General features: G+C 46.3%; 21 protein-coding genes. 5 read left to right on the top strand and 16 right to left on the bottom strand.

What is annotated here, in order from left to right:
- Positions 1 to 91: 91 nt before the first annotated feature.
- The 6 genes from ACR8BL_RS15555 to ACR8BL_RS15580 form a co-directional block, all read right to left on the bottom strand.
- Positions 92 to 865, bottom strand: coding sequence for a TPM domain-containing protein (locus ACR8BL_RS15555; RefSeq protein ID WP_434753138.1), 774 nt, complete (start codon positions 863 to 865; stop codon positions 92 to 94).
- Between the two features lie 23 nt (positions 866 to 888).
- On the bottom strand, positions 889 to 1,920 hold the full coding sequence (locus ACR8BL_RS15560) for a TFIIB-type zinc ribbon-containing protein (RefSeq protein ID WP_434748478.1): 1,032 nt from the start codon (positions 1,918 to 1,920) through the stop codon (positions 889 to 891).
- A gap of 30 nt (positions 1,921 to 1,950) precedes the next feature.
- Positions 1,951 to 2,658, bottom strand: a complete 708-nt coding sequence (locus ACR8BL_RS15565) for a PspA/IM30 family protein (protein WP_434753139.1) — start codon at positions 2,656 to 2,658, stop codon at positions 1,951 to 1,953.
- A 184-nt stretch (positions 2,659 to 2,842) separates the two neighbouring features.
- A complete protein-coding gene (locus ACR8BL_RS15570) occupies positions 2,843 to 3,196 on the bottom strand; it encodes a response regulator transcription factor (RefSeq protein WP_434748479.1) in 354 nt (117 codons plus the stop codon).
- 221 nt (positions 3,197 to 3,417) lie between these two features.
- Positions 3,418 to 4,401 carry a carbohydrate deacetylase gene (locus ACR8BL_RS15575; protein WP_434748480.1) on the bottom strand — a complete coding sequence of 328 codons (984 nt, stop codon included), beginning with the start codon at positions 4,399 to 4,401 and terminating at the stop codon, positions 3,418 to 3,420.
- Positions 4,402 to 4,591: 190 nt separating this feature from the next.
- The gene (locus ACR8BL_RS15580) at positions 4,592 to 4,975 is read right to left on the bottom strand and encodes a RidA family protein (protein ID WP_434748481.1); all 384 of its coding nucleotides are present in this window, start codon (positions 4,973 to 4,975) and stop codon (positions 4,592 to 4,594) included.
- Between the two features lie 105 nt (positions 4,976 to 5,080).
- Between ACR8BL_RS15580 and ACR8BL_RS15585 the strand changes: the two genes are divergently transcribed.
- From ACR8BL_RS15585 to ACR8BL_RS15600, 4 genes are all read left to right on the top strand, one after another.
- On the top strand, positions 5,081 to 5,416 hold the full coding sequence (locus ACR8BL_RS15585) for a winged helix-turn-helix transcriptional regulator (RefSeq protein ID WP_434748482.1): 336 nt from the start codon (positions 5,081 to 5,083) through the stop codon (positions 5,414 to 5,416).
- A gap of 181 nt (positions 5,417 to 5,597) precedes the next feature.
- Positions 5,598 to 6,164: a TetR/AcrR family transcriptional regulator gene (locus ACR8BL_RS15590; RefSeq protein ID WP_434748483.1), complete on the top strand. Its 567-nt coding sequence runs from the start codon at positions 5,598 to 5,600 to the stop codon at positions 6,162 to 6,164.
- 113 nt (positions 6,165 to 6,277) lie between these two features.
- Positions 6,278 to 7,399: an ABC transporter permease gene (locus ACR8BL_RS15595; RefSeq protein WP_434748484.1), complete on the top strand. Its 1,122-nt coding sequence runs from the start codon at positions 6,278 to 6,280 to the stop codon at positions 7,397 to 7,399.
- Positions 7,399 to 8,085, top strand: a complete 687-nt coding sequence (locus tag ACR8BL_RS15600) for an ABC transporter ATP-binding protein (RefSeq protein ID WP_434753140.1) — start codon at positions 7,399 to 7,401, stop codon at positions 8,083 to 8,085. Before ACR8BL_RS15595 ends, ACR8BL_RS15600 begins: the two co-directional genes overlap by 1 nt.
- A gap of 134 nt (positions 8,086 to 8,219) precedes the next feature.
- On the opposite strand, the gene ACR8BL_RS15605 is transcribed toward ACR8BL_RS15600, so the two are convergent.
- On the bottom strand, positions 8,220 to 9,209 hold the full coding sequence (locus tag ACR8BL_RS15605) for a helix-turn-helix domain-containing protein (RefSeq protein ID WP_434748485.1): 990 nt from the start codon (positions 9,207 to 9,209) through the stop codon (positions 8,220 to 8,222).
- A gap of 211 nt (positions 9,210 to 9,420) precedes the next feature.
- Between ACR8BL_RS15605 and ACR8BL_RS15610 the strand changes: the two genes are divergently transcribed.
- Complete coding sequence (locus ACR8BL_RS15610; RefSeq protein ID WP_434748486.1) at positions 9,421 to 12,594, top strand: alpha-mannosidase; 3,174 nt, start codon at positions 9,421 to 9,423, stop codon at positions 12,592 to 12,594.
- Between the two features lie 186 nt (positions 12,595 to 12,780).
- On the opposite strand, the gene ACR8BL_RS15615 is transcribed toward ACR8BL_RS15610, so the two are convergent.
- From ACR8BL_RS15615 to ACR8BL_RS15655, 9 genes are all read right to left on the bottom strand, one after another.
- Positions 12,781 to 13,632, bottom strand: coding sequence for an aldo/keto reductase (locus ACR8BL_RS15615; RefSeq protein ID WP_434748487.1), 852 nt, complete (start codon positions 13,630 to 13,632; stop codon positions 12,781 to 12,783).
- 114 nt (positions 13,633 to 13,746) lie between these two features.
- On the bottom strand, positions 13,747 to 15,702 hold the full coding sequence (locus ACR8BL_RS15620) for a helix-turn-helix domain-containing protein (RefSeq protein WP_434748488.1): 1,956 nt from the start codon (positions 15,700 to 15,702) through the stop codon (positions 13,747 to 13,749).
- Between the two features lie 314 nt (positions 15,703 to 16,016).
- Entirely contained in the window at positions 16,017 to 17,270 is a 1,254-nt protein-coding gene (locus ACR8BL_RS15625) for a mechanosensitive ion channel family protein (protein ID WP_434748489.1), read from the bottom strand.
- 170 nt (positions 17,271 to 17,440) lie between these two features.
- Positions 17,441 to 18,061: a polysaccharide deacetylase family protein gene (locus ACR8BL_RS15630; protein ID WP_434748490.1), complete on the bottom strand. Its 621-nt coding sequence runs from the start codon at positions 18,059 to 18,061 to the stop codon at positions 17,441 to 17,443.
- Between the two features lie 160 nt (positions 18,062 to 18,221).
- Positions 18,222 to 19,103 (bottom strand): carbohydrate ABC transporter permease, encoded by an 882-nt coding sequence (locus tag ACR8BL_RS15635; RefSeq protein WP_434748491.1) that lies wholly within the window; start codon positions 19,101 to 19,103, stop codon positions 18,222 to 18,224.
- A 15-nt stretch (positions 19,104 to 19,118) separates the two neighbouring features.
- On the bottom strand, positions 19,119 to 19,988 hold the full coding sequence (locus ACR8BL_RS15640; RefSeq protein ID WP_434748492.1) for a carbohydrate ABC transporter permease: 870 nt from the start codon (positions 19,986 to 19,988) through the stop codon (positions 19,119 to 19,121).
- 168 nt (positions 19,989 to 20,156) lie between these two features.
- Positions 20,157 to 21,476 carry an extracellular solute-binding protein gene (locus tag ACR8BL_RS15645; RefSeq protein WP_434748493.1) on the bottom strand — a complete coding sequence of 440 codons (1,320 nt, stop codon included), beginning with the start codon at positions 21,474 to 21,476 and terminating at the stop codon, positions 20,157 to 20,159.
- Positions 21,477 to 21,835: 359 nt separating this feature from the next.
- Positions 21,836 to 23,554: a response regulator gene (locus tag ACR8BL_RS15650; protein WP_434748494.1), complete on the bottom strand. Its 1,719-nt coding sequence runs from the start codon at positions 23,552 to 23,554 to the stop codon at positions 21,836 to 21,838.
- Positions 23,542 to 25,977 carry a histidine kinase gene (locus ACR8BL_RS15655; protein WP_434748495.1) on the bottom strand — a complete coding sequence of 812 codons (2,436 nt, stop codon included), beginning with the start codon at positions 25,975 to 25,977 and terminating at the stop codon, positions 23,542 to 23,544. Before ACR8BL_RS15655 ends, ACR8BL_RS15650 begins: the two co-directional genes overlap by 13 nt.
- Between the last annotated feature and the right edge of the window lie 23 nt (positions 25,978 to 26,000).

Below are 26,000 nucleotides of genomic sequence, written 5' to 3' on the forward strand. Positions count from 1 at the left end.
TCAATCCCATCCCTTCTATAATAAACCTGTCAGGCCTTATCTACGTTGTGCCATAAACCAACAATGATTGCGATGTGTCTGGTGATTACAGTTAGAACGACCGACTGCTGCCGCTGTGCGAATGTCCACCTGCGGTCGTACCTCCACCGCCGCCTCCGCCATTATTGTTGTCATTCTTCTCAATTTTGGTCTTCGTGACCGTTGTGCGAATATATCGATCCTGACGATCAATCACATGCGAGTTCTCCGAATCCTCATAGGTTGCACGATTCACCGTGACACGTCCACCCGAACGATACATCATAACGCCAACCACAATACCACCAATGGCTACGGATGCAGCGAGCTGAAACCATGTTTTGAATAAAATATTATCGGGGTTCACCCCAGGCTTAAGGTCCAAATATTCGTAAGACAGATTCAAAAACTTTTCAAAAGCCATCCGATAATTACCATCCGACAGATCTGGGGCAATTTTTTCTGTAATTTTATCTACCCTGCTGTTATCGACGTATTCTTCACCTTTGTAGTATCCGGCTGCGTATACTTCACGATGATACATATCCATGGTCAGGATAACAGCATTCCCATGTGGCTTATCGTATCCCGGTGCCCGGTTATCATAGAACTCTTCGGCAAGCAGTTCGTCACTTTTCTGTTCCTCATTGTTAGAGGTGTAGATAATCAAGTCCGTCTGCCGCTCGGCCGAATACTGATTCGCCAGTGCATTCAATTCAGTCCGATCCTGCTCACTTAACAGGTTAGCCTCATCGTAGATGAGGTTTTTGTTCTCTGCTGCGGATGCCGATGATACCGGGAAGATCGGAGCCAGCATGGTCACCAGGAGTACGATTAGCGCAGCCATGACTGCTACAGGTCTCTTTTTGCTCACAGGAATCCACCACCCATCATCCACGACACCAGCTTCAGCGACAACATCGAAACAGCAGCAACACCTGTGAACCATCCGGCCACTTTAGCTTTACTGATCGGCGGTTTGCCAACAACTTTACCCGTCTGTCCGTTCATGGCAAAGGTGTACTGTTTACGGTTGTAATCATAGTTGACCATCCATACGGGTAACAGCACATAGTCTGCATTTTTGAGCTTGGTATCGATCTCTTTATTGGTGTAGCTCACGCTTGTATATCCCGATACGGTAGAGGCGATGTAGGAATCAATGTAGGATCTCGTTTTATCCTTGGCCCGTGGAAAAAGCTCATCTTCGGTATAACTGTATTTTTCCGCAATATATCCCGCCAGATACGGGGTTTTGAACAATTTTAGCTCATTGTAAGGAAAAGGCTCCAGCTTATCCATCAGCTCGTCGTTCATTTTTTCCGATGCGTCGATGGGCAGATTCACATATTCCAACCGAATTTTACGATAAATATCAAAATGCTGTGTCTCTGTATAATGGTAGTCACCTTGTGTATAGGATCGTACCTTGGTACCTTGGGCGTGAACCTCAATTCGGTTATGTAAATCATAAAGCCAGAACGGCACGTATATGCCGGTAACACTCTGGATGCGATCAGCGGTCATGAAGCCACCGGGCGTAAGCAGACCGTTTCTGCACCATTTTTTGAACGCCTGTTTCGCTTGCTCTTTGTTGATGGAAAAAGGAATCACCATCGCCGGGGCCAAATTGCCCGTCAGCCGATCACTCAGCACTACGGCCGCACCGCAGAAACTGCATGTCGTTGCACTTGTCTCCGGCTCGGTTACGATATCTGCTCCGCAGCTGTTGCAGTGATATTCCTTCACTTCTCCCTCGGTAAATACCTGTTTCTTCAAGGGATCGGGAAGCTGCTCAATGTTATCCTGACGTCCGCAGCTCGGACAGGATAATGCACCGGACACACTATCAAAAATCATGCCGCTACCGCAGTTCGGACATTTATACTCTAATACCGGCATCTGTTCACCTCCATTTCTATATTGGATGTCTTATTTCCGCATTTTCTCCTGGATCGCTGCCAGCTCCTCGTCCGCACTTGGACTTGGATTCTCCCTCTCCCTATTACCCGCATCTGCGTTCATATCCTGCTCTAACTGGGCAATAAGTTCATCCAGATCATCTTCCTGTGTGCCTGCCCGAAGTTCTGCAAGTGCTTCCGCTTCATTCAGTGCCTGATTCGCTTGATCTTCCATCGCTTTAAATGCGGATTCAGCACGGCTCACAGAGGCATTCTGGTCATTCCTGTGCTGCTTAGCCTTCGCATCGGCCATTCGGCCTTTCAATTCTGCGTGTCTTGCTTCCAATTTCCCCAAATCTGCAACAAGTTTGTCATTCATATGTTTCATCATCTGAGCTTTAGCGGAAGCCCGATCATACGCCGCTTGCAATTCATTGCGTTTATCGGCCAGTTTCACTTTTTTCTCCAAAAAGCCCCGTGCCATATCCACATCACCCGACTCTGCCGATTTCTCCGCATAACGCTGTAACTTGTTCACCTCAGCCTGGCACTCATCCAGTGCCCGCTTGGCCCGACTCTCATCTGCCAGCACCGCAGCCGTCTCGGCCTTCACCTGTCCCAAATCACTGTTCAAACTGCGCATATACTCGTTCACGGTTCTCTCCGGGTCGTCCGCCCGGTTCAGCATATGATTCACATTGGCCTTCATCACGTCTCTAAACCTCGATAAGATTCCCATCATTTGTTCCTCCTTCGGGTATGTTCATATGACTATAATACATGAATAACACGGCATACGTTTCATTAAAATGAATCACCGTCTTGTTGAACAAAAAATTGCTGCGACAAAGAGTACGCATGATTAGCACCCGTACCAGAAAGAACGGGCCTCTTGCCCTGTTATGCTACACAACCATCATTATCTATTTTTCCACCACCATAAAATCATGAAGATACGCTACAGCCTGCATCCGATCACTGGTGCCTAGCTTACTGTAAATGACACTGATATAGTTCTTGATTGTACCTACGCTCATGTACAATGCCTCAGCGATCTGAGTATTGGTCATCGGCTGAATCATAAGCGCAATAATTTGTTTCTCTCGCTCGGTGAATTCTACCCTTGCATGCCTTAGCTTCTCGGCATTGAAATGAACCTGATGGCTTTTCGTCATTGCGGACAGGCGTGCAGCAAGCTTGGATGCGATCTCCGGTGTAAGCATGTGTCGTCCTGCCGCAGCATCTCGGATCGCCTGTAACAGGCTGTTTTTATCCATAAGGCAAAAACATCGCTGACGACAAAAGCATGCTAGCCGCTATTCGTTCCGCCATTGAACTTGCACCCAAAGATTTGGTGTAAAAAGAGAGCACTATTTTCACATATACCTATACAGTCATAGTAAAGTTAGAAAAAAGCAAACCCGTTTATTAGCGGATTTGCTTTTTTGTTTTTTTTCATATCCAACACGCATCTAACATATAATCCAGGATGAGGCTCTCACCTGTTTTTCTCCTTTTTCCTCACAGCCATTCGTGTCTTTTTTCGGGGGAAAGCCCGCTGACGCCCCTTTTTCCCTTGCAATGAGCGGAACTGGAGCTTTCGCTTCCCAAAGCTTTTCCGTTTCGCTATTGTTCTGATCGGCCTCGGGGACAGTACTGGTACAACGGGAGGCACAATGCCTGTATCGAAAACGGCACCTGATCGTGTAGGTACAGGTCCTTTCATGGCAGATTGGAGCAGACCGTAATGGATCAGACGAATACCAAGGGCCTGAATGGTTCTGCTGACTGCGAGATTACAAAATACGGCCATCTCAAACTCCCGTTCTTTAGTTAGTTTGGAAATCAACCGTAATGGCTCGTCTACATATCCTGGGTGACACATGATTTCAGTCGAACCGTTTGGCAGATTATGAAGATAACAGAGCAGCTTCTGTAACCCATTATCCGCTTCATAAGTGTCCAGCAGAACCTGATCCGAAGTTATCGGCAGCAAAGCTGGATTTCCATTCAAGTTATGTGGCTGCTGTAGTCGTCGCATCGGGATGTTCTCTCTGACCGCTAACTGCGCCATAGCTTCATATACTTCTGGACAAACTTGATGCAAATGATGATGCGCATCCAGGTGTGTTGGATACAGGCCCGTGGCAATGAACCGCTCCCACTGGGCCAACAGTTCTATCTCGATCTCGCACAGTTCTCTGCTGCTGATCTCGCTAATCGGATAAAAACAGCCATCTCTTTGAACGAGAGACGGCACAAGCCTCACATCAGATATAGGCCGACCATAGGTCAGATTGAAATGCAGACCCACCCCAAGTTCCGGATGTAAGCGTACCAGCCTTACAGCATCTTCAAAGCCAGGCATGTTAACCATTAACGTTGTACTGCTGATCCCTCCAGCTTGGTATGCCTTAACAATCCCTTGGTTCACGCCTGGAGACAGACCGAAATCATCTGCATTGATGATCAAATGTTTCATGACGTGATCGCTCCGTTCTCTTACCTGTTTCCCATATTGAATGCAAAAGATTGGCGGGTGGATTGAGGCACATGCCTTTTATATTCTGAAGCTACGTCCCATCCGAAGGGTCTCTTTACTCAGACAGGTTTGGTTGGCTGGCTGGTTGCCTTTTATTCATGTTAACGCTAACCCCTCTGCTTTTCTTTCGTTAACCGATATGAGCAACGGCTCGAATCTCCACCCATTGTTCCGGGAACGCCAGATAACTCACCCCAATCAGACTGCCTGCTGGCCGATGCTCACCAATATATTGTTTAAACATTTCGATAGCGATCTCCCCGTGCTTCTGGGCCTGAGTCAAATATATTTCAACATATGCGAGATTAGACTTTGTTACATCAAACTGTGCTAATACGATATCCAAATTCTCTAATGTCTGTAATACTTGTGCCTGAATATCACCCTCTCCAACAAAGCTGCCTTCTGCATTATGAGAAAATTGTCCAGAAATGTACAAAGTATTGTTGACGCAGTAGCCTTGAGAGATGCCATGATCCCAAAGATCGTGATTGTACGTTTGAATTGTGGTCATGTAACTAGCCCCTTTACTTTAAATTAAGGCTAGTATAGACTGGGCAAAAAGATTAGGATAGTACGCACAATAAAGATAGGTACTATCTGAAAGGATAGTGTAAACATGGGCATATCCGACTTTAACGGCGAGAATATGACTATTCAAGATACACCATTTGGCTACACTATGTCAGTCATCGGCGGAAAGTGGAAGATGATTATTTTATATCTGCTTGCTGCCAAACAACCGGTTCGCTTCAATGAAATGCAACGGCAGATTGGAGCGATTACTTACAAAGTTTTAAGTGCACAGCTCAAGGAGCTGGAGGCTGATGGATTAGTTACGCGCAAGGAGTTCCCGCAGATTCCACCCAAAGTAGAATATTCACTGACATCCAAAGCGCAGACACTCTTACCTGTGCTGGAACAACTTTGCGAGTGGGGCGAAAATAATCGTTAACGCGGTAATGCTTTTAGAGACAACTAATTAAGATGGATCCCCTGTCATTTTCAATGGTCTATATTCGGCATTCGGGTATCTTATGCTAAACTGAATATAATCAGTGAAATGGGTGGTAGTACACTGCACCATTCTATTACCACAAGACACGTTTTAAATCATATGAAAGAAGAGATTGTCTATGGGAAGAAAACAATCATTTACGGAGACAGAACTCCTGGATATGACCAAAAAATTGGTACTTGAGCATGGCTATGATGGCTTTCATCTCAAGCTGCTCTCTGAGCATCTCTCTGGAGCTCGAAGTACCATATATCAATACTACTCCAATAAAGAAGAGATTGTAGCTGCTTGTATGAAGCGAGTCATCGCTAATGTATTAGAACATGCGTCAACCGTTGATGAGTCCGATCCAATGAAAGCCCTTGAAGAACTGCTTCTTATTTACGTTGAAGAAGCTGCGCTCCATCAGCTTCTAGGGGATGCGAATAAAATTAATACCTCCAACTCTCCTGCAGCAGCGAGAGACCTTGAATTTATTGAAGATGCGCATCAGACGCTCAAAATTCAATTATCACGTTTGTTTGAACGCGCCCAGCAGGATCAATCTCTGCGCCAAGATATCCCTCTACCTGTACTTATTGGTGTCTTTTTCAACTTATTTAACACACCTAACATGCTGAATATGCCTACAGCCGATTGGGGTAGACTGCTTTTTCAAACGTGGATTGGAGGAGCCAAGAGCTAAGTTTTCTTCTTGGGTCTAATTTGACACATGTGTCATTTATATTGTTTAATAAGTGAGAACGTGTGTCGCGACACCTCGAATTTGACACAAGTGCCATAAAAGGAGTTGAGAGTGTGTTTTTAGCTATAAAAGAATTAATGCATAGCAAACTGAAATTTCTGATGATTATCATTATTTTTGTATTGATCGCTTGGCTTGTCTTTATTTTATCCGGTCTAGGCAATGGATTGTCTACACTAGCTGCATCTACCTTCAAAAATATGAAAGCAGACTATGTCATTTTTGAAGAGGGCTCCCAATCCTCCATGAGCAAGTCTTTATTGTCTGGTCAACGAGTAACTGAGGCGGAAAAGTTACCTAATGTCGAAGCCGCCGCACCCATGGGTAGTACGATGGCAACAGCTATGAAGGGAAAAAGTTCAAAGAATGAAGATAAGGTCGATATTGCAATCATAGGCATTATTCCGGGGAGCTTCCTGGAACCGAATGTAGTCGAAGGTCAACCTCTATCTTCGGATAACCCTACGGGTGTCGTGGTGAATACAACCCTGAAAGAAGAGGGTTTTCAACTCGGGGATACTTTTCAGTTAGATGGTACGACACAATCCTTAACGATTATCGGATTTGTGCAGGATGAGACGTATAACCATGTTGCATCTGTATTTACACCGATGGATCAATGGAGGCAGGTTGCTTTTGCGGCTCCTGGTTCCGATAAAGGAGTGGCAGAGCCCGTCAATGCAATCATGCTTCAAGGCAAAAATATAGATTCAGCTGAAATGAATAACAAGTTGTCTGGTACGGATACCGTTACTCGGGATGAAGCTGTACAAGGCATGCCCGGATATAAGGAAGAAAACGGTACGATTCTGATGATGCTTGCATTTTTGCTTGCCATATCCGCCTTTGTGCTGGGTGTATTCTTTTATGTCATCACGATGCAAAAAACCAATCCGTTTGGCATTATGAAAGCCATAGGTGCCAGTAACCAATTTTTGAGTAAAGCCATTGTATCCCAAGTATTCGTACTGTCTCTGACGAGTATTATCATTGGTATCTTACTGACTTATGGAACAGCTGCAATTATGCCTAAAGGTATGCCATTCAAGCTGGAGACCAGTCTTGTCGTGACCTATTCCATCATCTTGCTCGTAATTGCAATGTTAAGCTCGATGGTATCGGTTCGCAAAATTACTAAGATTGATCCACTCAAAGCACTCGGGAGGGTTGAATGATGATTAAGGGACTACAGATGGATGAAGTTACGATGGTTTATGGTGAAGGAAGTCATCAGATTAGGGCACTTGATCATGTCTCCTTGTCTGTGGAACCCGGAGAATTTGTCGCAGTCGTTGGACCGTCCGGATCAGGTAAAAGTACGTTCTTGTCTATTGCCGGGGCTATGCTTAAGGCATCCGAAGGAGAAGTCAGACTCAATGGAAATGTAATATCAACGCTTACGGAGAAAAAATTAGCTAATATCCGATTGAGAGAGATCGGCTTTATTATGCAATCCTCCAATTTAGTTCCTTATCTGCACGTTCTTGACCAGCTGCTCGTCGTTAAACGAATGTCTGGCGCCATTAGCAAGGAAGATCGGCAATTTGCAACGAAGCTGCTGGAAGAGCTGGGGCTCGGACAAAAGCTTCGAAACTTCCCAGAGGAATTGTCAGGTGGCGAAAAACAGCGGACGGCCATTGCTCGTGCTTTAATGAATGACCCCAATCTTATTTTGGCGGATGAACCCACCGCAAGCTTGGATACGAAACGAGCTCATGAAGTGGTCAGTCTCATGTCACAAGAGGTAAAATCACGTCAAAAAGCAGCCATTATGGTTACCCATGATGAGCGTATGCTTGCCTACTGCGATAAGGTATACAGAATAAATGACGGAATTTTAACGCTCGCTGCAACATCTTAGAACAAACTTTAACCGAACACTACTCTTAATAAGATAACGGTGTTTTCCCCACTTCCTTTTATAACAAAGAGCCAGCTTCGAACCCAATAGCTAGCTCTTTGTTTTTTTGCTAATCTTTCTCTCACGCTGCTCGTCTACAAGGATATTACGGACGCTCTATTAACTCCCACCGCCCCACCGCTCGGGTCGCTCGAAGTCGTCACCTTATGCCCTTCACCTGCAAACACCATCTGACGCTCGTCCTGTGCTGGTCTGCTGCGGCGATACGCACTTGGTGACATCCCATTCTGTTTATTAAAAATGCGATTAAACTGCGAAAAGCTGGTGAAGCCGCATTGAGCAGCAATCTCCGTAATTTTCTCACCTGAATGCAGCAGCAATTGCTGAGCATTTCGAATCCGGGTCATCTGTACATACTCCGTGAACGTAAAACCTGTGACTTTGTTGAACTGGCGAGACAGATGATGGGCACTTACATAAAAGCGTCTGGACACCTCATCCAGCGATAGTTCCTGCTGATAGTGGCTGTGAATATAGGATGCAATGGCATACATCCGCCGCGACATCGATGATCCCGTTTCCTCTCGTACATAGTCATTCTCTGCCGCATAACGATGAAGACCACATAGAAATTCGACAAATTTATGATGAATAGCCACCGATTGAATAGGAGATAACTGCTGTGATATCGCAAAAATGTCGTTGAGGGGTGCAAGAACTTCCTTACGCCGCTCTTCCGAGAAGCGGAAAATAGGAACCTGTGCATTGAATATTGTAAATAGCTCACTGTAACCGTTCTCAAGTCCAGGCATACTACGCGGTATAGCAAAATTAATCATTAACCGCTTGGGCGGTGAGCCCTTCGGATATTGGGTTTTATGAAGCAAAGCAGGTCGAAGCAGCACCATATCATAGGGCTGAATCTCGTATAAACTGCCTTCAATAATGTGCGCAGCGGTGCGATCGAGCAGAATGCAAATTTCATAAAAATCATGAAAATGCTGAAACTCCATATTGAGATCATGCGAACGCTCGTCGTAGTCCAGGTGATAATAAAGCGAATCCCCCGGCTGGTTCACATGGATCGCATATCCCTTCTCATATGCCAAAACCGATGATGTCATGGACATGCTCCTTCCCTGATCATTCATACGTTCATTTTAGCATGAAATGCAATAAAAAGACGGCATTTTCAGCATACATTACGTAGTTTCTAACATTTTTCGTTTGATATGATAAAGTTAAAATGTCAGCGTTTTCAATAATTAAGCTTCTATCGTTGTTGAAGTAACCCTTACAGCCTGTACTTACTAAATACCAAGGTGGGAAACACATATGAAATTGAATTCCTTGTCTACTCGAATCCAAACGATTGTGAAACACTTGGAAAGTGCGCAATTAACGTCTAAGACATATATACCCGAGCTTTATCATAAAGAGAGCGGATACCATACCTGGGATCTCGTGCATGAAGATCCTTCTTCATGGAACGTGTTCCGCAAAGGTGACGGCTGGGGCGGCAAAGATGTACACAGCTGCTTCAAAACCCGCATTTGCATTCCCGACCACCTGGAGGGAAAAAAGGTCGTCTGCGCCATCGTTACCGGTGCCACAGATATATGGAATTATGATAACCCGCAGTTTTTGGCCTTTCTGAACGGAGAGCTGATCTGCGGCCTGGATGTGAATCATACCGAGATCGACCTGACTCCTGCTGCTATCAAAGGGGAAGAGTTTGAGTTGGCACTGTATGCCTATTGCAGTACATCTGCCGCTGACGTTTTCCTGAACGTATATATTGCAGAACATCATGAGCCCGTTTCGAATTTGTATTATGACCTGAAGGCTGCACTGGATGCGGCAGAGCTGCTGCGCGAGGACGATCTGGAGCGCCTGAAGCTGATTGAACAACTGAACGAAGCTGTAAATCTGCTTGATTTACGCCAAGAAAATAGCGAAGCTTTTCACGCATCGGTGCTGGAAGCACGCCAATATCTGCAAAACCATATCTACGGAGAAACTCGTCCTGAGAGTGATCATATCCCGACCGTTCACTGTATTGGTCACACCCATATTGACGTGGCTTGGCTCTGGACACTGGATCAGACACGGGAGAAGGTTATCCGTAGCTTCGCGAGTGTGCTTTATCTGATGGATAAATTTCCGGAGTACACGTTCATGTCCTCCCAGCCACAACTCTATGCATATCTGAAAGCAGACTTCCCATCTTTATATGAGAAAATTAAAGAAAAAGTTGCCGAAGGCCGCTGGGAAGCCGAAGGTTCGATGTGGCTGGAGGCGGATTGTAACCTGATCTCGGGTGAATCAATGATCCGTCAGATTATCTATGGCAAACGTTTCTTCAAGGAAGAGTTCAGCGTAGAGAACCGTGTACTCTGGCTGCCAGATGTATTCGGTTATAGTGCAGCGATGCCGCAGATTATGCGCAAGAGCGGAATCGATTATTTTATGACGACCAAAATTGCCTGGAATGATACCAACCAGATCCCTAACGATACAATGTATTGGAGAGGCATTGACGGTTCTGAGGTTCTGACACATTTCATTACGGCCAAAGACTATATTCCACACCCGGAATTCGGAAAGCATCGTTTCGAAACCACGTACAATGGACGTTTTAATGCTTCACAAGTGAAAGGTACATGGCAGCGATATCAGAACAAAGACATCAACACCGATGTACTGCAATGTTTTGGATTCGGAGACGGCGGTGGTGGACCAACGGAAGAAATGCTGGAACACGGGAGACGACTTGAAAAAGGATTACCCGGTGTACCCACGGTGAAACGTACATTTGTGCGTGAATTTTTTGAAAAACTGGAACAGAATCTAGACGGAGTACGCTCGGTTCCGCGCTGGTCAGGAGAGCTGTATCTGGAATATCATCGCGGTACGTACACATCCATGGCTCGTAATAAAAAGTATAATCGTCACAGCGAATTTGCACTGGCAGATGCCGAGCTGTTCTCCATGATTCAACGTCAGGCCGATGCACAGGCTGTATATCCAACAGACGCATTGGAGCATGCATGGAAACTGACGATGCTGAACCAGTTCCATGATATTCTGCCGGGCAGCTCCATTGAGCAAGTATACGTCGATTCACAGGAGCAATATGAAGAGGTGCTGCGTGTCACGGATGAACTGAAAGGTAGCGCCCTGAACGGGATTGTGAGCCAGATTACGTCAGACGGCGAAGGGATTGTTGTTTTTAACCCGACCGGCTTTGCACGGACAGACGTGGTGGAACTGCCTACTTTTGCGAGAAAAGTAACGGTACACGATGGAGATCGTCCTGTACCAAGCCAGTACACACCAGAAGGCGGTCTTGTGTTCCTTGCAGAAAATGTGCCTGCATCAGGATACAAAACGTTCCGCATCACACCGGACGCCGCTGCTGAACTTGGCAGTGCAGGTGTATCCGTTGTCCAGTGGCAGTCCGATCAGCGTTCCATCGAGACTCCTTGGTATGACATTCGCCTGAATGAAAGTGCTGAATTTATATCCGTGTGGGACAAGCTGGAGGGGCGTGAATTGCTTCAATCCGGCGAGCGCGGCAATGTACTTCAAGTGTTCGAGGATCGCCCTGCGGAGTACGAAGCATGGAACATTGACGAATATTATGAACAACATATGTGGGAGATTAACGACCTTCAGTCGATGGAATGGGTAGAAAGCGGACCCGTACGTTCCGTTCTTCAAGTGAAAAGGCAGTTCCTTGACTCTGTCGTTGAACAGACTATCATTTTCTATGCACATACACGGCGAATCGACTTCCGTACTTTCGTAGACTGGAAACAGGAGCATTTGCTGCTGAAAGCTGCCTTCCCACTCGATATTTGGAGTGAAAAAGCTGTCTATGAGATCCAGTATGGTAACGTGGAACGCGCTACACACCGCAATACGAGTTGGGATCAGGCACGGTTTGAGGTATGTGGTCAGAAGTGGGCTGATTTGGCCGAGAGCGGTTACGGTGCGGCCTTGCTGAATGACTGTAAATACGGATATGACATTCACAATTCGGTGATGCGCCTGTCCCTGATCAAGAGCGCGACCTATCCGAACGAAAATGCCGACAAAGAGCAACATGATTTCACCTACTCCCTGTATCCGCATCAGGGTGATTTCCGCGAGGGACGTGTCATTCAGGCAGCTTATGATCTTAACCGTCCGCTGGTCGGCCTTGAAGTTGATAAGCAAACCGGTACGCTACCGGATACGTGGTCACTTGCATCCGTAGATCAGGAGAATGTCGTGCTGGAGGTTATCAAAAAAGCCGAGGACAACGATGACATGATCATCCGTGTCTACGAAGCTCATGGCCGTCGCAGCCGCGCCTCCCTGCAATTGCCTGAGGGAACAAGTTCCACTGCGTACGCATGTGATTTGCTGGAGAATATCGAAACGGAGTGCCGTGTGGAGAATGCACGCATTGCTTTTGACATCAAACCCTATGAGATTCTGACGTTCCGTATTCCGCGTGTATAAGGCATCTGGCTGAGCAGGCTTGTCATAAAGCGACGCAGCCCAGAAGATGTCCGAGCATAGACGAGTTCGGGAATCTGGTTAGATGTTAGCCAGTAAATCATTCCATTTAGAAAAAGAGTGCCGCTTGTCCTTATGGACGAGGGCACTCTTTTTCTATTCGTTCTATTTCAAATGCTTGGTAAACTCTTAAAATTCCTCATACTCACTTGGGTTTTGGTTCCACAACCGTCCATCCGGGCGATTAAATGAGGTAATAACCTGCATCTCCTCTGCGTTCAGCTCGAAATCAAAAATATTAATATTCTCCTGCTGATGCTGCAAGGAGCCTGCCTTGGGGATTGGAATAGAGCCAAGCTGGATATGCCAGCGTAATATGATCTGTGTTGGCGTTTTGCCATGTGTCTCTGCCATGCGAAGAATGTTCTTATCTTTTAAAATATCCTGCAAAGCATCGTTACCACGTCCAATGGGACTCCACGACTCGTTGACAATGCCATGCTTCGCATCCTGCTCCCGCTGATCAGCTTGGTCGAAGAATGGATGCAGCTCAATCTGGTTCAAGCTCGGCGCCACGCCCGTCTCCTGAATCAGTCGTTCATTGTGCTCAGGCAGGAAGTTGCTGACACCGATGGAGCGGATATATCCCCGTTTTTTCGCTTCAATTAAGGCTTGCCATGCCTCTACATACATGTCTTTCTTCGGATTAGGCCAGTGGATCAGGTACAGGTCATAATAATCCAGATCGGCTCGATACAGCGATTCCTGCATCGCGACCAACGCTTTGTCATAGGCATGATATCTGCCCGGCAGCTTGGAGGTAATGAGCAGTTCCTCGCGCGCGATGGAGCTTTGTTTGATCGCTCTACCAACGGTAGCTTCATTTTCGTAGTTGTACGCCGTATCAATTAAGCGATACCCTGCATCGAACGCAGACACAATAGACTGAACGCCCGCCTCCCCTTTCAAACTATACGTACCAAATCCAATGGCAGGCACCTTCAAGCCATCATTCAACGTGTATTCCGGGATATGATTCATTCGAGAACTCTCCTTTGTAAAAGGTAGTATGATCTTTCCTGAGCAAGACTGGAAAATATGCATCGTTCTCCCGTTATTCTACCCCTCCACGCCAGCTTGAATCAATCCATAACCTTATTTGGCATCTCCCATTAATAGATCTGTGATGATGTCCAGCTGTTTCTCTACCGCAACAGGGTCACTTGGAAGGAACTGATCAAAATCAATAGAGTATACATGGCCTGATTTCCCCGCTGGTGAGGCATCGATCAGCTTCTGTACATCCTTGAGCTTGTCCTCCGCACCTTTATTCACCGCAAGGAACAGACGGTCACCGATAAACTCGGGAATCACCTCGGTGGATACCTCCCATGTTTCGCCATGAATGACATCTGACTCTACCTTGGCCGCTGGCTTCAATTCAAGATATTTATAAATAATATTGCCACCCATATTGGTATCTCCGTATACAAAAATGGCATCTGGACGTACGTTCAATATGGAGAACGTTTCATCCGCACGAACATAAGGGCTGATCTTCGCTTTGTACTCTGCGATTTTGGCTGTAAACTTCTCATTCCACTGCTTCGCTTCTTCCTGTTTACCGAGAATATCACCAAACATCTCTATATCTTTGATGGGCTCATTATTCTGCTCAATCACAAGGGTTGGAGCAATCTTGCTCAGCGCATCATACCCACCCTCCACAATCTCGGCTAATGCAGGTGTTGTTACAATCAAGTCTGGTTGCAGAGACAGAATCTTCTCCGCATCAGGCGGTATGCCGATATCGGTAATTCCTGTTTTGTCGCTAATATGCGGGTTGTCCAGAACATATGTCGTTGTGCCCACCGGCTTTACGCCAAGTGCGACAAGCTCACCCAGATGAAAGAAACTGACGACACGCTGTGGATGCACAGGAATGTTGGTCTCACCTTTCAGGTGTTTATAAATTCTCGTTTGCGCAGCAGTACTATCTGATGCAGTCGTTGCAGCTGTCTGGCTCGTAGACTCTTGAGCCGCAGCCCCTCCTGTTGTATTACTTGCCTGACATGCACTAAGAATCAAAGATGTACATAATACCATCATGGCTCCAAAAGCAGGTCTTGAAAATTGAAACATGGATGTGTCCCCTTCCTTATCTTGTTGATAATAAGACTCATTCTCATTATGAGAATGAAAAGGAGGGGAGACAATAGACGATTCCAACCTGTGTAATGGATTATTCTGAACCTGCACACGAGCTTTCTGCTGCTGCTCTGCGCGAAACTGAAGCGGGGAATGACCCGTGTATTTTTTGAATAATCGACTGAAATAATATACATCGGCATATCCCACATTGCTTGCAACGTCCTGAATTCGTGCATCTGACTTCAAGAGCAGCTGCTTGGCCCGGTGGACACGCACATGAATCAAGTATTCTATCGGCCCCAGTCCAATCTGATTGCGAAATAAACGCGATAAGTAACTGGTGCTACAATCATATCTGCCCGCCAATTTCTCCGCTGTAATGGATTCACTATAGTGTGCTTGAATGTATTGAATTGCCTCAGTAACAATATTGGGTTTAACGCTCTCTGTATGCGCAAGTGTCCGCAGCTTTTGGCTCAAAACCTCGTACACCAACGGCAAAAAGATGGATTGGGCTTGTAGTCGATCTAACGGCTCATTGCTTTTCAACAGACGTCCCACGGCTTCACATTTCTCCTGAATTGACAGCATCGCGTTTGGTGTAAACCCATAAGACAGAGCTAGACTCCCCTGATCCTCCAATGATGCAGGCGACGCTGTATATTCGATCAGATAACCTGCCCAGTTCTGGTTCCCATCTGGCGCTTTAAAACTTGTATTCTCTTCCCTTCCTCCATGCAAAATGTAAGGTGAGTGACAATGATACATTTTATCGGACATCCTGATCCGAATCTCTCCACGCGTAAGAATGAAGAAAAAACCAGTGCGTCCTTCAAGCCTGAGCTCGGACAAATCCGTACTCTCCTCACCCTCGCCGCGATATAAACGAATAGACTGCAAATGTACAGCGGTTCGGCTCCACTGCTCGATATAAGCATTCCAATCCGTTATGCTCTCCATCCATACTCCCCCTGCCTGTACCTGTACTGTATCCTGATCTCTTAAACGAGTAATCCCTTACCTCTATAAAGAAGAAATAGCAATTTCAGCAGATACATCGCCTCTACTCATTACCTTCTTGGCTCGCCTCGTTCTCTGTCCTTAAAATATGCCCTATTATATCATAGACAAAAAGCCATCAACCGGAGAGGTTAATGGCCCTTTCGTATATCGGAACTACATACTGATGTTATATTAGAGCTTTATATTGAACAAAATGACACGTAATACATGAGCATAACTCAAAAACTAACTTGGTAAGTTAGGGCAGCCTATCAATATTCACGTACATATTCTTTATTTTCCTTGAGCTGCACAATGTCATGGCCCGTTGGATTCTGGAAGGCACGCAGTCCAAACGTTGATGCCACCGCAAAAATATGGTCAAAAATATCTGCCTGCACATTCTCATATACACCCCAGTTGGTGTCACTGCTGAACGCATAAATTTCGAGAGGTAATCCGCGATCCTCAGGAGCAAGCTGTCTTACAATCATCGTCATATCCTTATTGATCTTCGGATGATGTCGCAAATATTGATGGATATATTCACGGAACACACCAATATTGGTGAGTTGTCTGCCATTTACATTACTCTCTCGATTCACTTGATGCTCTAAGTTATAAGCTTCAATTTCCTTTAATTTCGACGTCACATATTCAGATAAATAGTGAATCTTTTCGAACTCGGCCACCATCTCTTCATCACAAAAACGAATACTGCTAATATCGATATAAATACTTCGCTTAATTCTTCTGCCGCCGGATAGCTGCATGCCTCTCCAGTTTCGGAATGAGTCCGAAATCAGCGCATAACTCGGGATCATCGTAATCGTCTTATCAAAGTTCATGACTTTCACCGTATTCAGGGTAATGTCGATCACGTCACCATCCGCATTGTATTTCGGCATCTCAATCCAGTCGCCTACACGCACCATATCATTGGACGACAGCTGCACACCAGCGACCAGACCCAGGATCGAATCTTTAAAGATCAGCATTAATACAGCCGATAAAGCCCCGAGTCCACTGAGAATAATTAACGGATTCTGTCCGACCAGACTAGAGATAACAATAATACCGCCAATGATAAACAACACAATTTTGGCTACCTGAATGTAACTCTTGATTGGGCGGATTTTAGACACTTCATAGGTACGATAGATATCATCAAATACGTTAAGCAATGCATTCAGCACCGTAATCATGATGACAATCATGTAGGTCATGGCCGCTTTTTCAATCAAAGCCTGATAGGCCGGGAAAATATACGCCGTGTAATAGATAATAATAGCCGGTACGAGGTGTGACAGCCTCTGGAACAGCATTTTCTGAACGACGATGTGCCCCCATTTGAACCGGTTATGGCTCACGATCCGATGCACACTCTTGAGTACAAGCCGTTTGGCGATATAATTGGCAATCATCGAGATCAGCGCGATACATATAATCATAATGACATTGGAAAAGTACCCGATGGAGGGTTCAGTCATGCCAAGTTCCTTTAACTGGTTTCTGATAAAATCCATAGTTTCCTCCTAACGCAGTCTAGTTTAGCCTACTATTATAAAGTAGATTGGAGCATGAAGTAAAATTCATGAGAGATATTCTGCTTCGTTGCAACAAAAAGACCCTCTCATTCTATAGAATGATGGGTCTCCTCTGTTTTATGCCGCTTCATTATATAGCTTAAAGTATGTTACTCGGCCATTCTCAACAATTCACTTACTGTAACCATCCGATACCCTTCCGCCGTCAATTCTTCCACCAGAACACGCACCGCCTCTACGGTCTGGGAACGATCCCCGTACCCGTCATGGAAGATCAACACACTGCCGGGTTTTACCACAGAACGAGTATGCTCCAAAATGTGGTCAACTCCAGGATTGTCCCAATCCTGTGCACCGCCGTTCACCGCACCGATCGTCCGGTAACCACGCTCCGCAGCCAGAGCCAGAATGTCTTCATTTACGCCAAAATAAGGCGGCCGGAAGCTTCGTGCAGCGTTGCCCGTGACTTCTTGAACAAGACGTTCCGCTTGCTGCAGTTCCTCTCCGGCCTCTTCCAGCGTAAGCTCGGTCAGGTTCGGATGGGTGTATGTATGATTGGCGATCTCATGTCCTTCACGGTGCACCTCTGCCGCAATGTCCGGGTATGCCTCCATCTCCTTGCCAATCATGAAGAATGTCGCATGCCCGCCTGCGCGGCGGAAAATTTCCAACACTTGATGGGTGTATACTGGATGTGGGCCATCATCAAACGTAAAAGCCACAACCTTTTCCTGTACAGATACCTGCTCAACTAACGACTGTTCCACCATGTAACCACATTCCCCTCTCTGACTGCTCGGATCAACTCTCCCTTATTATTCCACGGCCGCAAGCCCGGGTCTAGTGTAATCGTCACAACTTATGGAGTCGTTATCTAAAATTCATTGAATCCGCTATCTCTTTCCCATGAAGCAAACTTCATCGTACGGATCAGCCTTTGATTGCACCCGCAATCATACTCTTCTGCACCTGTTTGTTCAGCAGCAGGTAGATTACAACCGTTGGTACGGTCGTAATCATCAGACCCGCACCAATAATGCCCCACTGCGTAATGTACGTCCCAACCATCGACATCATACCCACCGTCAGCGTCTGGTACGCCGTATTGTTAATAAACGTAACCGCAAACATCAGCTCATTCCAGCACGACAAAAACGTAAAGATCGCCACCGTAGATATCGCCGGGGTTACGAGAGGTAGAATAATCGAGAAAAACGTCCGGTATATGCCGCAGCCGTCAATGACCGCCGACTCCTCCATCTCTCTCGGAATACCTTTGAAAAAACTACCCAGAATGAAAACCGCCATCGGAATACCAAAGGCTACATACGGGATGATCAGTGCCCAGTAGCTGTTGAGCAGACCCAGGTTTTTCAAAATAATAAACAATGGCAACAGCGCCGCATGAATCGGCACCATCATGCCCATGAGTATCATCGTCATTGTTAGCCCGCTAAGTTTCCAATTCATTCTTGTGATCGCGTATCCCGTCATAGAGGACAGAATTAACACCAGTACGATCGAGACTACCGTAACCAGCACACTATTCATAAAATAGTTCAGCACATGCCCATCAGACAGTGCCTTGGTATAGTTGCTCCACAGAAAGGCTTTGGGCAGCCCTGCCACGTCCCCGCTGAAAATTTCACTGTTATCCTTCAGGGAGAACAGCCCCAGCCAGATCAGCGGATAGATCTGAATGACAGCGATAAGAATCAAAAATGCTTGCAGCAATACTTTGCCGATGGCTCCGGTAATGGAGCGCCGCGGCTGGGGCTTTTTTTGCAATATGATATCATTAACGGTACTCATGCTTCTTCCCTCCCTCTACTCCGTCTTGAACAATGAATTAATAAGGATGGTGCACACCAGACATTCCACAATGATAAAAACCGAAATGGCACTGCCATATCCGTACCGGAACGTGTCAAAAATCGTGGCGTACATCAGCGTGCTTGGCACCTCTGTGCTATAAAAAGGCCCACCGCCCGTCAGTACATAGATCAGGTCAAACACCTTGAACGCCCCGATCACCGAAAATACAAGACACACCTTCAGAATCGGCTTCATCAACGGGATCATAATAGACCAAGCCACACGCATACGGGAAGCACCATCGATTCGAGCTGCCTCCAGCACATCCTGGGAAACGGATTTAGCGCCCGCGTACATCAGCAGCATATGGTATCCCATGTACTGCCACAGCGTTGGAATAAAGGATGCGGTCAGTGCAGTTTGCTTCTGACCCAACCAGTCCTGCGCCCAGCTGGCTAGACCGATGTTTTGCAGCAGCACGTTTAACAGACCATAATCGGCGTTATAAATTTTCGACCATAACTGGGCAATCACTACCGTAGAGATTAGTACGGGTATGAAATATACGGTTCGGTAGAAGCCCTCTCCCTTGACGTTGGACGCTAAAATCAGCGCAAGCACCAAGGAGATTGGCAATTGAATGAATACAGAAGCACCTGCAAATAGCAGGGAGTTTTTGATGGAGTTAATCACTCGGGTATCCTTGAACATCTCCACATAGTTGTCGAGGCCGATAAACGCGCCCTTCCCTACGCCATTCCAATCGAGCAAACTGTAATAACTGGAGACAAAAATCGGAATCAGCACAATGCCGCAGAACAGAATCAATGTAGGCAGCACAAACACGGCGATCGTACCTTTATTGGAAAATACAGAGTTCATTGCTCTTCTCCTCTCAAAGGCGTGACCGGAACATCCCGGATCACGCCTCGTTTGGGCATTATTTTGATTACTATATAAGTTGAACTAAAGATTTTACACAATCCACTCCGTATAAACTTCGAAAGGACGCGCACACAGCATAAGCCTATACTTGCTTGCTTGGTTAACCTACAGACTTAATTCCGTTGGTTTCAGCTGCGCCATCTGTTTGCAGAATTCCTCAGGCGTCACGTCACCAGCCAATAGCTGGGCGATCAGATTTTTGTGTGCTTCAGCAGACTCTGCAGGCAGGATGTTATCCCACCAAGCGATGAAGGAGGTTGCCGTTTTCATAATGTCCGCAGCAGACAGATCAAGTGAAGACAAGCTGGACGTGTCGAGTGAATCAGTTTTCCAGCTTGGCAGTCCCGCTCCCGCCAGGAAACCTTGTGTGCCGAGTTGCTCGCTCAGATACATGAGGAATTCCGTAGCTTCCTTCGGATGCTTGGTTGTCTGGCTGATGTAAAAACCATCGACGGCTCCGCCGAAGATTTCAGTGCTGGTGCCTTTGCCATCCTCAAATACCGGGAATGGAATCACCTTTACTTTGCCTTTAACTGCCGAGGCAGACGGGTCTTCAATACCTGCATTCACCCAGTTGGCTTGGAACATCATCGCCCCTTTACCTGCATTAAATGCCCCAAGCATCTCGTCATAGCTCATACTAAACATGCTGCTGTTAAATGCTCCGGCCTTTGCCAGCTGCTGCATCTTGGTTGCCGCCGCCACAAAGTCCGGTGAATTCCACTTGGAGGGATCTTTAAACGCTTCAATTACCGCCGCATTCCCGGCTTGACGCATCGCAATCATGTCATACCAGTACATGCCCGGCCAGCGGTCTTTCTCCCCAATCACAGCTGGAGTAATGCCCGCTGCTTTCAATTTGCTGACTGCATCCAGCAGCTCGTTATATGTAGTCGGGATTTTGGCACCCGCCTGTTCGAACAGTTCCGTATTTACGTAAAGGTTAGCAATGTGTGTGTACACAGGCAGCGTATAGATTTTGCCATCCATATTGATAGCCTCAGCCATTCCTGGCCCCATGCGTTCCTTGATATCGTCTGTCAGGTAACTTGTGATCTCCAGCACATTACCGGATTTAATGTATGGCTGCATGAAGCTACCTCCGCCCATGCCGTAGAACAGGTCTGGTGATTCACCAGCGGCGATGGACGTTTTTACTTTGGTTTTGTATTGTTCCCCTGTTGTGCCTGTACGTTCAACCTGGATGTCGGGATGCTCACTGTTCCATTTCTCCACAATCTCGGGCAGCAATTTAGCCGATGGATCTGTCGTACCAACCGATTGATCCCACAGCGTCAGCTTGATCTTGCCATTGCTTTCTCCTTGAGCCCCTCCGTTTGATCCAGACGAGCATGCCGCCAGACTGCCTGCAAGCCCCAGAGCCAGAAATAGACTTAAAGATTTCTTTAATAGCGCTTTCATCATATGACCTCCCTGATCTGTTTTTGGTTATATACATCGTTGAACTCAGATATTTACACATACACTCCGATGACAGAATAACCTTACAATCGCTGTTATCCCCAGTTTTTTGATTCCCTTTTGAAAGGGTACAATCCCGTGATAAAGATGAAGTGTATTCTTTCGATGCAGCTTTCTTTCAGAAAGCTTTGGCTTTGCTCCTTCAGGTTTTTTCTGTCCTCTCCGTTATTGTGTAAAAAGCAATTCAACTATGTACCCATATTTTAGTAATTGAGCGCGGCGTTCTCCATTTAGAAAACAGGCATCAACTTGTAATATTCGAACATATATGAAAGCGTGACCAAATAGTGAAATGCGCAGGACTAACTTTTGACATTCCGATATTCGTTCATGGATCGGCCAAACTGTTTTTTGAACAAAACACTGAAATAGTGCGGGTCTGGGATGCCTACCTGCTCCCCGATCTCATACCCTTTCAAATCGGTCTGCTTCAGTAGCGATTCGGCCTTTTTCATACGAAGTTGTGTTAAATATTCAACAAACGTCTGCCCGGTTTCTTTTTTCATCAAACGACCCAAATGACCCGGACTTACGTAAAATGCCGCAGCCGTACTCGACAGCCCCACCTCCGCATTGCCCATCTGCTCTTCAAGGTACGCCTTGACCTGGTCAATCAGGTTGCCCTCTTTGGCCTGTCGCTTCACCTGAATCACACCAGCCATTGCGCGGACATGCTGCTCCAACATTATTTTCAGCTCTGGTAAATGCTCTGCCATCAGCATCATAGCGACAGCTTCTTTGTTAAACACCTGCTCGCCCTCAAGCTGCTGTTCCATTGCGGCACGCTGACATTCAGTGATCACATCCATAGCCGCCAAGCGGAACTGTGCTACGTTGGAAAAAGGCGCAGACAGGATATGCTCAAGTTTGGACACCGCCTCTTCCTCCGCCCCAATACTAACGCAGAATTGTAGCTGCTGAAGCTGGCCTGCATCCGAGCGATAAGGCTGGCTAGTGTGCTGACTGCCAATCACAAGATCCTCAAAGTAGATCACCTGATTTTTCCCTGCAAACGCCTGAAACTCTAGAGCACGACAAGCCTCCCGATACGCCGTATTGACCTCCTCCGACCCAGAATGCACCTGTCCCATCCCGACAGTCACGTGCACTTCAATGCCTTCGACAGTAAGTGATTGCTGTAGTTTTTCCTGAAGATGCTCCATCTGAGCAGCTAGGTTGGCGTCAGGGGCAATTGCGAGAATGACGATCCGATTATGTGTGTCCATCACGATGACTTTTTGCGCATCCTGCTCATAATAGGCCTGAACATAATTCAAACCCTCTATGCGCAGCAGGATATGGATTTCCTCTGTGACATATGAATGAGGATTCAGCTGACCATCGGAATGAGCATGGGCATGAGATTCTAACGAATGTTGGATTTCATGAGTTTCACGGGTATCACACTGCTCTGGTTCACGTTGTTGTAATGGTGCAGATGCCTCTATTTCTATCACGGCTACTTGAGAGTTCAACGTGATTGATGGGATAGATATGCCGTAGAAGCGCACCTGCTCGCGTATCTCCTCCTCATGCAGCACCCCCTGCAGCCACTGATTTACAAAACGTTCCTTAAGATACGGCAAACTGCGCTTCATCTCCCCCCTCAACTTGGTCAGCTCATACTCCCGCCCTCTCTCCTGCTCGATGGCCGCTCGCAGCTTGCTAGTAACCTCTAATAACTCAGTAGCTCGAATGGGTTTCAAAATAAAATCAAATATGCCCAGCTTCACACTCTGACGTGCATATTCAAATTCATTATGTCCCGTCACCACTACAATTTTGACACTTGGATAACGCTCCAGAATCAGACCACTTAGCTCAATGCCGTCCATCTTGGGCATATAAATATCTGTGAATACGATGTCCGGATGTAGCAAATCAATCTGCTCCAAAGCTTCCGCAGCATCGGAGGCTTCGCCAACAATCTGCATACCTTGCTGCTGCCAATCGATACGCATACGCAGCAGATTTCGGATGAGATATTCGTCATCCACGATGATTACTTTTAATGGTTCCATGATGCACCTTCCTTCGGGATGGTAATGGTTATGGTGGTTCCTTTTCCGGGCACACTCTCAAGCTTCAACACGTCTTCACGATCATAAAAAATACGCAGCCGCTCCATCGTTCCCCACAGACCAAAGCTTGTATTCACATTGGAGGTCGAGTTTGACACAGCCCTTGAAGTGGAAGCGAGTTTGAAGGAGTTGGAGGGATTGGCTTGATTAGTTATATTAGTTAGATCACGGGCGCTGAAGGAGCCGGACATTGACTGATTAGACGCAGGTCGAATGATTTTTTGTTTTTCTGTACGCTGGATTTGCTGCACTTGTTCCTCAGACATGCCTACTCCATCGTCAGTGAGTGTTATTGTAACGGCATCTCTTGATTGTCGAGCCTGAATACATATAATACCTGGACTACCTTTGGCGCGAATCCCATGATACAGTGAATTTTCCACCAGCGGCTGGAGTACGAGTTTTGGAATCATCATATGCTCGCAGTCTGGGTCGGTATCGTATTGCACCTCAAATACACCCGGATAACGTACCTGCTGGATGGTCAAATAATGACTTACAATCTCAACCTCCTCACGTAGTGTAATGACCTCATTGCCCTTGCTTACACTCAGCCGATAGTAGCTTCCGAGTGCCTCCAGCATCTCGCACACCTTGTCATTCATACCGGACATTGCCAGAGAGGTGATTGAGTCGAGCGTGTTATACAGAAAATGTGGTTTGATCTGTGCTTGGAGGGTGTTCAACTCGGCTCGGCGAATCGTCTGCTGTTCCTGAATAATGCGCGTGAGCATCTGTTCAATCTGCTCGATCATCTGGTTGTATCCGCTATACAGCTGTTCAAATTCGTAACTGTTTAGCTCCACTTTGATTTTGCGGAAGTTGCCACTGGGTGCTTTTTGCATGGATCGGAGTAACTTATGAATGGGCTTGATGACACTTCGAGAGATAATAAATGAGCTGACAAAAAAGACAGACCCATTGACCGCCAGCAATATGAAAGCAAGCAGAACAAAAGATGTGCTGCGTGTATCGGTTGCGCGGTACGGACTCATGCTGATATATTTCCACTGATCCTCACCAGCTGAGTGGTAGGTCACCGCGTAATCCTGCCCACCTGAATGTAGAGTCAGGACGCCTGACGGCTGTTTCTGGAATGCCTGTGTTAACTCCGCTTGATTGGACTCCAAAATTTCTTGCATACCCACCTGCTTCTGAGCTGTAGACGAGGGTGCATCAGGCGCAGTACCCTCTTCGGATTCTGTAGATACCAGAGTTGTTATATGTGCGGTTGATTTTGCTGAAGCTATAGATGCCAAAGATGTCGATGATGCTGTAGAGACCTTAGCCGTTGTAGCATCTGTTGTCATATTCGTTGTGGTATGTGTAGTGGAGTTGGTTGCAATGATTCGCTGATGTTCGTCCAAAATGGCTACCTGAAATGAATCGGAAGCCGGCAGATTAGCGTAAGCCTGAGCAATCGATTTCTCCTTGATGTTCATGACCAGAAAGCCCAGCGGAGATGTATCATCCAGGTCACGCATCAAACGAATAAAAGAGACCACTTTTTCTTTTTGTTTCTCTTTTTCGTTATCCTTTACTTTATCCTGTTCTTTTTCCTTCTCAGTCTTCATTTCGGAACTCTCTCCGTTGGCCGGGAGCCTGCCGACATTTTGACTATTGGTTAAATTGTTGGTATTTTTGCTGTCCATGTTCTTGTTGTTTTCATGATTTTCTCTATTAAATTGCTCAGTACCTTGACCCTTGTTAATCATGTTTTTGATTGTTTCATTGTTAGCAGATTCATGATGAGGAAAATTTCGAAGTTTACTTTCTTTTACATCTGCCCGTGTGTATACCGTGTTGTTTATGTTCTCTGTCAACGCTCCGACTCCGGTTTCCTTTTCGTTACTGTCACCGCCATTTAGTCTGAGTAAATATCGCCCTTTATACTTCAGAGCTTGCTCATACCACGGTGCATCCTTCACATTCGCTTCGAGAAAAGCCGGCCACTGCTGTGTGCCCACCGAAAAACGATGCCCCGAGTTATCATAAATGTAGACAGAATCAATAATTGGAACCGCTTGCATAAGATTAGTCAAGTACGAACTAACCTTGGATTGCATCTGTAAATTGGAGTACACGTTGCCCTGCCGAAGCAGGTTCTGCAGGTTGGGATCGGAGAAAATCATTTTCGAATAATTGTTCACGTTCTCAATCATGAGATTCACATTCGTCTGGATCGACGTAATCGTCTGCAGGGACGATTCGTTGATCTTTTGCTGCGCGTCATTTTCCGAGATTCGATTCAGTACCAACGCACTAAACGCCACCGTTAGCAGAATAATAACAAAGTACGCAAAGGGGATTTTAAAGGCAAGTGTCTTGGGTTTGCGCTGCATAAACTCTCTTAGACGTAACATCAGATTTAACTTCCTACGCAATA

It is taken from the genome of Paenibacillus amylolyticus, assembly GCF_051136285.1.
GTDB lineage: Bacteria > Bacillota > Bacilli > Paenibacillales > Paenibacillaceae > Paenibacillus > Paenibacillus amylolyticus_F.